The sequence below is a fragment of the Herbidospora sp. RD11066 genome (assembly GCF_054661255.1).
In genome coordinates this window covers 406,173-418,722 of sequence record NZ_BAAGDO010000001.1, presented here as the reverse complement: position 1 = coordinate 418,722, position 12,550 = coordinate 406,173, and the positions used below count along the sequence as shown (strand labels likewise).

Below are 12,550 nucleotides of genomic sequence, written 5' to 3'. Positions count from 1 at the left end.
ATGTCCCCCTCCCGCGCCCGCGCCTCCCTCTTGGGCCTCGCCCTCGGTGACGCCTTCGGATCCCAGTTCTTCGTCCCCGCCAACCGCCCCCACCTGACCGCCCGGTCCCTGCCCCCGGCACCCTGGCAGTGGACCGACGACACCGAGATGGCCTGCTCGGTCCACGACATGCTGACCGAGCAGGGCACCATCGACCCCGACCACCTGGCCGCCGCCTTCGCCGCTCGCCACGACTTCGACCGCGGCTACGGCCCCGCCACGAACCGCCTGCTCCGGCTGGTCCGCGAGGGCGGCGACTGGCGCGAACTCGCCGGCGGCCTGTTCGACGGCAGGGGTTCATGGGGCAACGGCGCCGCGATGCGGGTGGCGCCGTTGGGCGCCTGGTTCGCGGGCGACCCTTCCCGGGCGGCGCGGGAGGCCGCACTGTCGGCCGAGATCACCCACACCCATCCCGAAGCGATCGCGGGGGCTGTAGCCGTCGCCGTGGCTGCGGGTCTTGACCCGTCACTGCCTCCGGCGCGGTTCCTCGACCAGATCATGGAGCACGTGCCGCCGGGCCTGGTCCGGAAGGGCATCGAGGAGGCCCGCCAGCTCCTCACGATCGGCGATCCCCTGCTTGTGGCCCGGATGCTGGGCAACGGCCGTCAGGTCGCCGCCCACGACACGGTCCCGTTCACGCTGTGGGTCGCCGCCCGCAACCGGCGAGATTTCGCGGAGGCGATGTGGACCACGGCGTCGGCGGGCGGAGATGTCGACACGACCTGCTCCATCGTCGGCGGGATCATCGCGGCCTCGCCCGACGTGGTCCTGCCCGCCGTATGGGTCGAGCGCCGCGAACCCCTGCCCGAATGGGCTGGGGTCCGCGCGCCCTTTACGAAGTAAGATCCAGCCTCACAGGACCGGCAGGTAGCGGCCCCGGTTTTGAACTCAATCACGCCGCAATGGCATTCGCGCCACTCCGGCCGTTGGCTCCTCAGGAAGTGGAGACACACCCCGGCGATCGCCGGACGTTACACACTGCCCAAAGCGACACAAACCACAACCAACCGACGAGGAATTCTGCACGCAAAAGGCGTGTCTGCGAACAGGTCGAGCCCAGATCTATCCCTTCTCAGCCAATCGAGGTAGCCGCATGGAACGGTGGGCGCATAGCCCTCCTCCCGGAACAGCGAGAGCACCTTGAGCAGGTATCGATCTTTGCCTGACCACCTGTTACATATACCCCCGCATTGTGCCTCGACAGGCGGCCAAGAGCTACACCGGATCCAGGCAAAGGTCTCCCCTGTGCATCATTTATAAAGCGATCTGGCGGAATCCAGATGGGAGGCGGATAATTGCCCCCCATGGAGGACTCAGCCCGGCAGGACGATTCGGGTTCGGATGACAACAAGACTGCACCCAAACGAACGATCGTCGCAAGATTCGGTGTGGCCGCAGGCTTGATATTCATCATTTTCGGCGTTCTCGGCCTTCTGGCAGATCCACTGGGAATTCCCGATGACGTGTGGGAAATCCTGGATAAGCGGGCCAGCGTTATAAGCATGCTATTGGGTCTCGTCGGCCTGATTATCGCCCTTCTCGATAAAAACGACAGCCCCAGGAAGAATGTCGACGAAGAGTTTCCCGACCCCGAGTCGATCCCCACGCTGAGGCGAGAAGCAAATATCAGGTCTGCGGTGCCCACATATCGCGCACCCTCCCAGAAGATCATGCTCGTGGGACCGCCAGGCAGTGGTAAGACTTGTTATCTGGCAGTCCTGGACCTTGCCATTGGCAGATCCGGAGAGCAATGGTCATTCATAGGTCGAACGAATTCATCAACGAGATTATCCATCAAATTAGCAATGGATATACTGAATCGCCGCTTTCCCCAGGCCTCGACATCCATGGAGGAATATGGATGGGATTTAGGCATCCTGGTAAGGCGGCGCAGGAAAGCTTCTTCATGGTTTCGCCGAAAAAAATTTCGCCTGGTGGTCGGCATAGATGTTACCGATGTTCCCGGAGGGCAATATGACGAGCCCAGAAATTCGTTTGACGAGGCACCTCAAAGCGAGGTCTTGACTCGACTTGCCGAATGTGACGGGATAATCTTATTCATCGATCCGATAGCGGAATTCGAACGACCAGGGTGCACCGCCGGCCACTTCTTGGGGTGGGTGATGGAACTCGAAAGAGCGGCATACCAGGCCGGCCACCTGCACGACATTCGACTACATCATCACCTTGCCGTATGTATCGTCAAGTTGGACGACCCGCTGGTCTTCGGTCCAGCCCTGGATAATTCATTAGTCGACATACCAGAGGACGGTCGAACCCCGGTTCCGACCGAAAGCCAGGCTGCAGAGATGTTCGAAGACCTGTGTAAGCGGTCGCCAGAAATGTCGACCCTCAAGGAAAGAATACGCCGCTATTTCCACACCGACAGAACACGCTTCTATGCCATTTCGTCGATTGGCTTCCATGTTGGGGAGGACGGCTTTTCCGAGGACGATTATCAGAACATTCTACCGGTGGCAGACAACACAACGAGGATCCGAAGTAGCGTCAATCCAATCAATGTGCTTGAACCGCTGCGCTGGGTTGCGACGAATGTTCTCAGATCGGACAAACCTTAGCGAGGGCATTCTGCCCCAGCATCCTTGCCCATCCGGATGATAGATGGGGGACGCCAGCAAAGAGCCTCAAAGAGGCATATCCACATCTCGGCCCGAGCAACCCAGACGTCACACTCAAGGTCCACAGGCATCTCGTGCTACCTATCGAAGGCAAACCCAATGAGCCATGGGACAAGGTCTGTGAAGCCACCGATTCCTGGCCCCGACGGCCAAAGCCGCCTAACGCCTCGAGAAGGCAAAGGGCCGGTCAGCTGATTGCCGTCCGGCCCTACCCTTTGCACTGTAAAGCTGTTCTGACCTGCCTTTACAGCACCGGCAGGTAACGGCCCAGTTCGAACTCGGTCACCTGGCGGCGGTATTCGCGCCACTCCGACCGCTTGTTCCGCAAGAAGTAGTCGAACACGTGCTCCCCGAGCGTCTCCGCCGCCAGTTCGCTGTGCTCCATCGCCGTGATCGCCTCGTCGAGTGACTGCGGCAGCGGGTGGATGCCCAGCGCCCGCCGCTCCCCGGATGTCAGAGCCCACACGTCGTCTTCGGCCCCGGCCGGGATGTCGTAGCCCTCTTCGATCCCCTTCAGGCCAGCCGCGAGGATCATCGCGTAGGCCAGGTAGGGGTTGCAAGCCGAGTCGAGCGAGCGGAACTCGATCCGGGTCGAGCCGCCCTTGTGCGGCTTGTACATCGGCACGCGGACCAGCGCCGACCGGTTGTTGTGGCCCCAGCAGATGTACGAAGGAGCCTCGCCACCCGCTCCGGCGATCGCCTCGGTGTCGCCCCAGAGCCGTTTGTAAGAGTTCACCCACTGGTTACACACCGCCGTGATCTCGGCGGCGTGCTTGAGGAGGCCGCCGATGAACGAGCGGCCCACCTTCGAGAGCTGGTAGTCCGATCCGGGCTCGTAGAAGGCGTTGCGGTCGCCCTCGAACAGGGACATGTGGGTGTGCATGCCCGACCCCGGATATTCGGTGAAGGGCTTCGGCATGAAGGAGGCCCAGACGCCCTGCTCCAGCGCCACCTCCTTCATCACGAGGCGGAAGGTCATGATGTTGTCGGCCGTCGACAGGGCGTCGGCGTAGCGGAGGTCTATCTCCTGCTGGCCGGGGGCGCCCTCGTGGTGGCTGAACTCGACCGAGATGCCCATCGCCTCGAGCATCATGATCGCGTTGCGGCGGAAGTCGTGACCGGCGCTGTGCGGGGTGTGGTCGAAGTAGCCGCCGTCGTCGATGGGCTCCGGGCGGACGCCGCGCTCGGGGCGGTTGCGCAGGAGGAAGAACTCGACCTCGGGGTGGGTGTAGAACGTGAAGCCCATGTCGGCGGCGCGCGCCAGGGTGCGCTTCAGGACCCAGCGAGGGTCGGCGTGCGAGGGCGAGCCGTCGGGCATGAGGATGTCGCAGAACATCCTGGCGGCCCCGGGGGTCTCGCTGCGCCACGGCAGGATCTGGAAGGTCGACGGATCGGGCTTGGCGAGCATGTCCGATTCGTACACGCGGGAGAAGCCTTCGATGGCGGAGCCGTCGAAGCCGATTCCCTCGGCGAAGGCGCCCTCGAGCTCGGCGGGCGCGATGGCGACGGATTTCAGGAAGCCGAGGACGTCGGTGAACCAGAGCCGGATGAACCGGATGTCGCGCTCTTCAAGTGTGCGGAGAACGAATTCCTGCTGGCGGTCCAAGGCGACTACCTCACGAAAGTTCCAGGTCTGGGCATCTACCAGTGTGCCCCTTGTGTGTTTCACATACGTTACGCACCTGCCGTGAGGACTCCCCGTCGCGCCTGCGGGACAGCCGGTGAATGCTCACCTAGCGTGTCATCTCATGACCCCTGAGCTGCGCATACCTTCGGCTGCCGCCGTTCTGGCCCCGCTCGTCTACGCACTGCCGCCGACCGCCGGTGAGCCGGTCGAGTGCGACACGCGCGCGCTGGGGGCCTGGGCCGGTCTGTACGGCCTCTCGATCGCCGCCCGTCCCGAACGCCTGGCCGCCCGGGTGCTGCCGGGCAACGAGCTGCTCGCCCGCTGGGTGACCTGGCAGCTCGCCTACGACGACTGGTGTGACGAGGGTAGCGGCAGCAGGGACACCACCGTCCTCGACCTGATGCAGGGACGGCTGCGGGACGCCGCCCACGCCGGGCACCGGACCGACGAGCCGCTCGTGGCGGCCTTCGCCGATTTGTGGCGGGTGACGGCGCCGGACATGTCGCCGGCGTGGGAGCAGCGGTTCACCGCCCGGATGGAGGCGCAGGCCCAGGCGTGCCGGATGCAGGCGGTGAACCGGTCGATCGGCCGGGTGCCGTCGGCCGGGGAATATCCGGCGCTGCGGCGCGACGTCTTCGCCGGGGCGGGCGCCGAGATCATCGAGGGCTGCCTGCGGATCGAGGTGCCCGGACGCCTGCACGCCACCCCGCCCTGGCGGACCCTCCTCGACGCCATGGTCGACGTGGCCGCCTGGTGCAACGACATCGCCTCGCTCGGCAAGGAGCGCGGCGACCCGCACAACTACCTGCGGGTGGCTGCGTCGCGGATCGGGGTGCCCGCCCCGGCCGAGTGGGTGGCCGACCGGATCGTGGAGCGGGCCGAAGACCTGACCGACGCGGCCAAGGCGCTGCCCGAGGCGTACGCCGAACTCGGGGTACCCGACGAGGTCGAGAAGGTGGCCGCGAGCCTGTTCGGGGTGCCGAGGGCCTACCTCGAATGGCTGCTCGAGTCGCCGCGCTACCAGTGAAGATCTACGTAACGTAATCACCGCGTGTCTCTATGTATCCGGCATGAGACACGCGAGGCGCCGGCGGCGCCGCGGGGTGGGGTTCGTCGTCGCGGCTCTGGTCGCGGCGGCGGTGTTCGTCCGGCTGACCGATCCGATCTGCGCCTCCCCGGGTCCCAGGGGGCGGGCCTACTTCTACGAGGCGAAGGCTCCCGGGAACTGCTCGCTGCCCCGCCACCCCATGCTGTTCGCCTCGGTGTCGACGGCCGAATACGGCGGGTCGGCCGCGTGCGGCGGCTATCTCGACGTGACGGGGCCGACCGGGACGGTCCGGGTGCTGGTCGTCGACCGGTGCCCCGCCTGCGGGCCCGGTGACCTCGACCTGTCGGCGGAGGCGTTCGTCAGCATCGCGGATAAGCGCGACGGCAGCGCCGCGATCGTCTACCGGCAGGTCCGCGATCCCGAACCGGCGCGGCGGCTGGCGTTCCGGGTGAAAACCGGCTCGACCGCCCATTGGGGCGCGGTGCAGGTGCTCGACCACGGCAACCGGCTGGCGCAGGTGCGGGTCAGGAGCGGGGCGCACTGGCGTGATCTGCGGCGGGGCGCCGACAACTACTGGGTGTTCCCGCCGGAGCCGGGGCCGGGTCCGTACACGATCAGGGTCTCCGATGTGTACGGCGGCCAGGCGACCGTCACCGGCGTCGAGCTGCGGCCGGGCGCGACCCAGCGGTCCCGGGAGCGCCTTTACGGCACGCCTCCCCCGCGCGTGCGGACCATCACCACTCCTTCTGACAAACCGTCACCCGAAATGCCGGAGATCTGCTGAACTTTCCCCCGCTGGGCCCCGTCTCAGAGAGCCAGACGTCCACGACCAGAGACGAAGGCGGAGCCGATGCCCGAGGCGGAGACCCGGCCGCGATGGATGCGGGTGCCCGACCGGGCCGCGCGGATCCTGGCGGCGGGCATCGCGGCGGCGGCGATCCTCCTGGTCGCCGCCGACCTCGTGATCACGGGGACGTTCCCGGTCACGCCGGAGGCCGTCATGGGCGTCACGTTCTCGGCGTTCGGCGCGCTGCTGGTGCTGCGGCGGCCGAAGCTGGTGATCGGGTGGCTGCTGGCGCTGGGCGGGCTCGGCGCGGCGGCCACCATCGCGTCGATGGACCTGGCGTTCCTGCTCGACCGCGACCTGCTCAGGTTCTTGTCCCATGGCGTATGGAACCTGACCACCTATGCCCTGGGCGTGCTGCTGCCGATGCTCTACCCGACCGGGGCGCTGCTGTCGCGGAAGTGGTGCTGGGCGGGCGGCTTCGCCGCCGTGGTGCTGGGCGTCGAATGGATCGTCGACGTCATCGGGCCGGGCACGCGGGCCATCGGGAAGACCGGGTTCGCGATCCCGGCCTTCTTTCCCTACGCGCTGACGGCCGAGGTCCTCCTGCGGCACCTCGTCACGGTGTCCCTGGTGATCGCGTTCTCGTCGCTGGTGATCCGGTTCCGGCGGGCGGAGGACGACGAGCGGCGGCAGATCCTCTGGCCGCTGCTGGCCATCGCGTGCCTGAGCGTGCCGTGGATCGTCGGTGACTCGCTGTGGTGGATCACCGCGATCACGATCCCGCTGATCCCTGCCGCGATCACGCTGGCCGTGCTGCGCTACCGGCTGTTCGGCATCGACACCCTGATCACCCGCGCGCTGGTGGGCGCCGGGCTGGTCACCGTGTTCGCCTCGGTGTACGTCCTGGCCGGGACCGCTTCCAGCCTGTTCCTGGCTGAGGTCGACCGCTACTTCGGGCTGGTCGCCGCGCTCGGCGCCGGGGTGTTCTTCCATCCGATGAAGCGCGCCCTGCACCGCCTGGCCGACCGTGCCCTCTACGGCACCGGCGGCGACCCGGTCACCCTCGCCGACGATCTTCGCGGCAGGCTCCAGCAGGCCGATCCCGTCCACGGCCTGCTCGCCACGTTGGAGACGATCCGAGAGGGCCTCGCGGTGACCGGCGCCGCCCTCGACCTCGACGGCACCCGCACCGAATGGGGCGAACTGCCCGTGGTGGCCCGGCGCGTCGACCTGGTCTGGCACGGCGAACCCGTCGGCACCCTGCTCCTCGGCCCACCCGGCCGCCGCCGCTTCCCCGCCGCCCACGACGAGCGGGTGATCGCGGCGCTGACCCCGTACATCGCCGACGCCGCCCACACCCTGCGCCTCACCACCGCGCTGCGCAAGTCGCGGGAGCGCATCCTGACCGCCCGCGAGGAGGAGCGCAGGCGCCTGCGCCGCGACCTGCACGACGGCCTCGGCCAGACCCTCACCGCGATGGCGATGCGCATCACGTCCGCCCGCCTGGCGGGGAGCCCTGAGGCCACCGACACCCTCCTCGCGGACCTCCGCTGCGGCATGGACACCGTCTCGGGCGACATCAGACAGCTCGTCCACGGCCTGCGCCCACCCGCCCTCGACGACCTCGGCCTGGCCGGGGCGCTCAAGGACCTGGGCCCGGCCGCTCTGGTCGTCGACGGCGATCTGACCGGCCTACCGGCGGCGGTCGAGGTCACCGCCTACCGCATCGCCCAGGAGTCCTGCCGCCCTACCGCGACGATCACCATCACACGGGGCACCGACCTGGTCCTCGACATCCGCGACGCCCGCCCGGGGCTGGGCGAGTCGTCCCTGCGCGAACGCGCCGCCGAACTGGGCGGCACCTGCGACATCCAGGGCACCACGATCACCGCCCGTTTCCCGCTCTAAAGCCTTTAAAAGCCGAAAAGCCGTTTTCTCCGTTACGGCTCCGCCCACCCCGGCACCGCCCACCGCCTCACCCCTCGCCGCATCCGGCGCCAACCGGCCGCGCATAGCGAGCCCCGCAACGACGGAGAGCCGTGGCCACCCGCCAGGGCCTCACCGAATTCCGACCCGCCCGCCCGCCGGTCCCCGAGATGGCCACCGGCCAAGGCGTGACCGAATTCCTACGACCCGCCCACCAGCGCGTCCCCGATCGCGGTCCGCCGGTACAGGACCTCACGTCCGAGCCGCTGCCGGGACACCAGCCCGCCGTCCGACAGCACAGTGAGATGCTGCGAGACCGCCCCCGGCGTCAGTTCCATCACCCTGGCCAGCCCCGACGTCGACGCCGGGCTCTCCAGCGCCGTCAGGATGCGCGCCCGGGTCCGCCCGATCAGCGCCGACAACGCCCCGGGCACCTCCTCCGGGCTCCGCGCCCACAGGTTCCCCATCCCGCGCGCCGGATAGATCAGCATCGGCTGGTACGGCTCATGCATGATCGACACCCGGTCCAGCGGCTGGAACACGCTGGGCAGCAGGACCAGCCCCTTCCCGCCCAGCTCACCCCAGTGGATGCACCCCTTGTCGGCCCGCAGCCGGTCGCCGTGCCACGTCACCGACGGGTGCAGCGCCGCGAACAGGTCGCGCACGCCGCCCTCGGTCAGCCGCCGCGACCGGTAGAGCACGTCGGCCTCCAGCACCCCGCGCACCTTCGGCCAGAGCTCCGCGAAGATCAGGTTCCAGTACGCCTCCAGCGCCTCCCCCGTCCACGCCAGCGCCCCCGCCGGATCCTCCGCGAACCGCGCGGCCACCCCGGTGAGCCGGGGAGCCGACCTGATCACCTCGGCCCGCGCGACCTCGGGCGCGGCGGCCCTGACCAGCGCGAGTTCGGCGGCGAAGTCGGGCTGGTGGGTGTCCGGCGTCGGCGTGAGGAAGTCGGGCACGTATCCGGCGGCGGGCACCAGCCCGGTCAGCTCGCCCAGCCCCAGCGCGGTCATCCGGTCGCGCACCGCCCGCAGCCACGACACCTGCGGGGTGTGCAGCGCGGCCCCCTGGAGGGCGCGCAGGCTGGCGACCACCTCCCACATGGGCGAGAACGCGAACCGCAGCCGCGCCACGTCCCCCGGCGTGAACGACCACTCGACGGCCATACGCCACCTCCCCCAGGCCATGTTTTAGCACGGGCTAAAACGTTCGCGTCAGCGCGTACCGGATCTGGACGCTTGTCCCATGACCGCGCCCCCCGCCGAACGCTCCCCCGTCCGTGGCTTCCTCCACTCCCGCGTCGGCGGGCTCCCCCGGGAGTTCTGGGTGCTGTGGGCCGGCACCGCCGTCAACAAGCTCGGCAACATGGCCCAGCCGTTCATGGGGATCTACCTCACCCAGTCGCGGGGCGTCTCGGTCGCCGTGACCGGGATGATCCTCACGCTGTGGGGATGCGGGTCGCTGCTGTCGCAGCCGGTCGCCGGGTTCCTGGCCGACCGGATCGGGCGCCGGGCGACGCTCACGGGCGGGATGGTGTGCACCGCCGCGACCATGATCTTCCTCGGGTACGCCCGCGACCTGACCGCCATCGCGGCGGGCATGTTCGTGCTGGGGCTGGTCATGGATCTCTACCGGCCCGCCTCGCAGGCGCTGCTGGCCGACGTGGTGTCGCCCAAGGACCGGCCGCGGGCGTTCGGGCTGCTCTTCTGGGCCATCAACCTCGGGTTCTCGGTGGCCATGGTGGCCGGAGGACAGCTCGCGGCGGGCGGTTTCCTGCTGCTGTTCTGGGTGGACGCGATCGGCTGCCTGACCTTCGGCTATCTCGTCTGGCGGCTGATCCCGGAGACCCGGCCGCCCGCCTCGGAGCGCCCGCCGGGCGGCTACCGCGACGTGCTGCGTGACCGGACCATGGTCGCGTTCGTGCTGATGAACCTGGCGTACACGTGCACCTACCTCCAGGCGTTCCAGACCCTGGCGATCGCGATGACCCAGCGGGGGCTGCCGCCGGAGGCGTTCGGCGCGGCCATCGCCGTCAACGGCCTGCTGATCATCGTGGTGCAGCCGATCACCACGGCCTGGCTGGTCCGCTTCAGCCCGAGCCTGGTGCTGGCGGCCGGGTTCGCCGTGGTGGGCGTGGGGTTCGGGTTGCAGGCCTTCGCCACCACGACCCTCCACTACGCCCTGGCCATCGCCGTCTGGACCTGCGGTGAGATCCTCACCGCCGGGATGCCGCTGGCGATCACCTCGGCGCTGGCGCCGCCGCACCTGCGGGGCCGCTACAACGGCCTCTACGGTCTGTCGTGGTCGGTCGGCGCGGCGGTGACCCCGTTCCTCGGCACCCGGCTGCTGGACCTCGGGCACGAGGCGCTCTGGCTGACCACCGGTGCGCTGGGCCTGATCGCCGCCGTCGGACAGATCATCCTTGCCCCGGCGATCCGGCACCGGACCAACACCTAATAGTCATATTTCCTCAATATTCTGCCCGAAATGGAGGACAGGGGTTCGGGTCGGGCACTGGGGATCGCGGCCGTGGCCGGCGCGGTCTCCGCCGTCGTCGTCGGCGCGGCCGTGCTCGTCCACTTCCAGCTCCCTCCGCACGTCCGGGACAGTTTCGGCACCACCCCCCACTACACGGCCGGGGCGACGTTCCCGGCCGTGGGCGCCTACATCGCGGCCCGGCGGCCCCGGCTCCCGATCGGCTGGCTGATGATCGCCGGAGGGTTCCTCGCGGGGCTGGCCGTGCTGTTCATGGCGCTGACCCCGCGCGCCGTCATCAACGGTGACCTCTCGGCGGCGGGCGCCTTCCGGATCGCCAGCCTGGCCGCCTGGACGCTGACCGACGGCTTCCTGGCGATCTGGGTGCCGCTGTTCGCGATCGGCGGGCGGCTCCCCTCGTCCCGGGTCTGGAGGGTGTTCGCGGTCGTCGCCGGGGTGATCTTCACGGCCCGCGCGCTGGTGGCGGTGGGCGAGCCGGCGCCCGAGGGTCCGGTCGCGCCGGGGTACGTCGTCATCCCGAACCCGCTGGAGTTCGTCCCGCCCGCCCTGTTCGAGCCGCTCACCAAGGCGCTCTTCTACGGCGTCCTGGCGTGCGTGGTGCTGGCGCTGCTGTCGATGGTGGTGCGGATGCGCGGCGCCGAACCGGAGACGCGCAGGGCCATCGCCTGGCCCGCGCTGACCTTCGCGGTCTACGTCGCGCTGCTGGTGACCGACGACCCGGATCTCTGGCCGTTCCTCACGGTCTGGACAGCCCTCATCCCCGTCTCGATCGTGTTCTCGGTGCTGCGGCACGGCCTGTTCGGCATCGACAACGTGCTCAGCCGGACCGTCGTCGTGGCCGGCACGATCGCCGGGGTGAGCGCCGTCTACTTCGGCACCGGCGCCGTCTTCAGCCTGCTGATGTCCGAGTACGACGTCGTCGCCGGGCTGGCCGCCGCGCTCTTCGCCGGCGTCTTCTACCAGCCGCTGCGCCGCCTGCTCCAGCGCGGCATGGACCGGGTCCTGTACGGCCCCGTCGGCGACCCCCGCATCCTGGCCGCCCGGCTCGTCGAGGAGGTCCGCAACGCCGACCCGTCGGAGGCGCTGGCCGCCGTGGTCGACGTGGTCCGCGACGGCCTGGCCGTCGGCGGCGTCGCGGTCGAGGTCGTCGACGGCCGCCACGTCGCCTCGGGCCAGGTCGGCGCCGCCCCCAAGGAGCATCCGCTCGTCTGGCACGGCGAACCAGTCGGCCGCCTGCTCCTGGGCGAACCAGGCACCCGCAGGTTCGGCGCCGCCCACGACGAACGCGTGATCGCCACCCTGCTCCCCTACGTCGCCGACGTCGCGCACGCCGTGCGGATGGCCGGTGACCTGCAACGATCCAGGGAGCGGATCCTGGCGGCCCGCGAGGAGGAGAGACGGCGGCTGCGCCGCGACCTGCACGACGGCCTCGGCCAGACGCTCGGCGCGATGGCGATGACCATCAACATGGCCAGGCTCACCATCAAGGGCTCCCCCGGCAAGGCCGACCACCTGCTCCGCGACCTGCGCACCGGCATGGACGCGGTGGCCGGGGACATCCGCGAACTCGTCTACGGCCTGCGCCCGCCCGCCCTCGACGACCTCGGTCTGGTCGAGGCGATCAGGACCCTGGCCGCCGAGACCCTCGACCCGGACGTCCACGTCACCGTCGACGGCACCCCGGGTGATCTCCCGGCGGCGGTGGAGGTGGCGGCGTACCGGATCGCGCAGGAGGCCCTCACCAACGTGCGCAGGCACGCCCACGCCCGGCGGGTGTCGATCCTCCTCGGGCTGGACGCCGGCCTGCTGACGGTGAAGATCACCGACGACGGGATCGGGCTGCCCGACGTGCGCAGGGCCGGGGTGGGCACGTCGTCGATGCGGGAGCGGGCCGCCGAGCTCGGCGGGTCGTGCGCGATCACGGCACCCGACACCGGCGGCACGGTCGTCGCGGCCCGGCTGCCGTTGGCCGGGGGCATGTGACGTTG

Annotated in this window: 9 protein-coding genes; 7 read left to right on the top strand and 2 right to left on the bottom strand. The window is 69.1% G+C overall.

Annotated features, from left to right (window positions below; all coding sequences use genetic code 11):
- Both ACYQ78_RS01890 and ACYQ78_RS01885 read left to right on the top strand, forming a co-directional pair.
- The gene (locus ACYQ78_RS01890; RefSeq protein ID WP_459798880.1) at positions 1–882 is read left to right on the top strand and encodes an ADP-ribosylglycohydrolase family protein; all 882 of its coding nucleotides are present in this window, start codon (positions 1–3) and stop codon (positions 880–882) included.
- 461 nt (positions 883–1,343) lie between these two features.
- Positions 1,344–2,618: a hypothetical protein gene (locus ACYQ78_RS01885; RefSeq protein ID WP_459798879.1), complete on the top strand. Its 1,275-nt coding sequence runs from the start codon at positions 1,344–1,346 to the stop codon at positions 2,616–2,618.
- A gap of 304 nt (positions 2,619–2,922) precedes the next feature.
- Here ACYQ78_RS01885 and ACYQ78_RS01880 read toward each other — a convergent pair whose 3' ends face one another.
- Positions 2,923–4,284 (bottom strand): glutamine synthetase family protein, encoded by a 1,362-nt coding sequence (locus ACYQ78_RS01880; RefSeq protein ID WP_459798878.1) that lies wholly within the window; start codon positions 4,282–4,284, stop codon positions 2,923–2,925.
- Positions 4,285–4,426: 142 nt separating this feature from the next.
- On the opposite strand from ACYQ78_RS01880, the gene ACYQ78_RS01875 reads away from it, so the two are divergent.
- The 3 genes from ACYQ78_RS01875 to ACYQ78_RS01865 all read left to right on the top strand — a co-directional run bounded on the left by ACYQ78_RS01875 (position 4,427) and on the right by ACYQ78_RS01865 (position 8,048).
- Positions 4,427–5,332 (top strand): terpene synthase family protein, encoded by a 906-nt coding sequence (locus ACYQ78_RS01875; protein ID WP_459798877.1) that lies wholly within the window; start codon positions 4,427–4,429, stop codon positions 5,330–5,332.
- 43 nt (positions 5,333–5,375) lie between these two features.
- Positions 5,376–6,137, top strand: coding sequence for an expansin EXLX1 family cellulose-binding protein (locus ACYQ78_RS01870; RefSeq protein WP_459798876.1), 762 nt, complete (start codon positions 5,376–5,378; stop codon positions 6,135–6,137).
- Between the two features lie 66 nt (positions 6,138–6,203).
- Positions 6,204–8,048 carry a sensor histidine kinase gene (locus tag ACYQ78_RS01865; protein ID WP_459798875.1) on the top strand — a complete coding sequence of 615 codons (1,845 nt, stop codon included), beginning with the start codon at positions 6,204–6,206 and terminating at the stop codon, positions 8,046–8,048.
- A gap of 218 nt (positions 8,049–8,266) precedes the next feature.
- On the opposite strand, the gene ACYQ78_RS01860 is transcribed toward ACYQ78_RS01865, so the two are convergent.
- Positions 8,267–9,232: an ArsR/SmtB family transcription factor gene (locus ACYQ78_RS01860; RefSeq protein ID WP_459798874.1), complete on the bottom strand. Its 966-nt coding sequence runs from the start codon at positions 9,230–9,232 to the stop codon at positions 8,267–8,269.
- A 79-nt stretch (positions 9,233–9,311) separates the two neighbouring features.
- Here ACYQ78_RS01860 and ACYQ78_RS01855 point away from each other — a divergent pair, with 79 nt between their 5' ends.
- Together ACYQ78_RS01855 and ACYQ78_RS01850 are read left to right on the top strand one after the other, a co-directional pair.
- Positions 9,312–10,523 (top strand): MDR family MFS transporter, encoded by a 1,212-nt coding sequence (locus ACYQ78_RS01855; RefSeq protein WP_459798873.1) that lies wholly within the window; start codon positions 9,312–9,314, stop codon positions 10,521–10,523.
- 30 nt (positions 10,524–10,553) lie between these two features.
- Positions 10,554–12,545, top strand: a complete 1,992-nt coding sequence (locus tag ACYQ78_RS01850; protein ID WP_459798872.1) for a sensor histidine kinase — start codon at positions 10,554–10,556, stop codon at positions 12,543–12,545.
- The last annotated feature ends 5 nt before the right edge of the window (positions 12,546–12,550 follow it).

Excerpts from the sequence above, each read along its gene's own strand:
- ACYQ78_RS01890 (WP_459798880.1), top strand. The coding sequence starts at position 1 with ATGTCCCCCTCCCGCGCCCGCGCCTCCCTCTTGGGCCTCGCCCTCGGT.
- ACYQ78_RS01875 (WP_459798877.1), top strand. The coding sequence starts at position 4,427 with ATGACCCCTGAGCTGCGCATACCTTCGGCTGCCGCCGTTCTGGCCCCG.
- ACYQ78_RS01850 (WP_459798872.1), top strand. The coding sequence starts at position 10,554 with ATGGAGGACAGGGGTTCGGGTCGGGCACTGGGGATCGCGGCCGTGGCC.
- ACYQ78_RS01870 (WP_459798876.1), top strand. The coding sequence starts at position 5,376 with ATGAGACACGCGAGGCGCCGGCGGCGCCGCGGGGTGGGGTTCGTCGTC.
- ACYQ78_RS01860 (WP_459798874.1), bottom strand. The coding sequence starts at position 9,232 with ATGGCCGTCGAGTGGTCGTTCACGCCGGGGGACGTGGCGCGGCTGCGG.
- ACYQ78_RS01865 (WP_459798875.1), top strand. The coding sequence starts at position 6,204 with ATGCCCGAGGCGGAGACCCGGCCGCGATGGATGCGGGTGCCCGACCGG.
- ACYQ78_RS01885 (WP_459798879.1), top strand. The coding sequence starts at position 1,344 with ATGGAGGACTCAGCCCGGCAGGACGATTCGGGTTCGGATGACAACAAG.
- ACYQ78_RS01855 (WP_459798873.1), top strand. The coding sequence starts at position 9,312 with ATGACCGCGCCCCCCGCCGAACGCTCCCCCGTCCGTGGCTTCCTCCAC.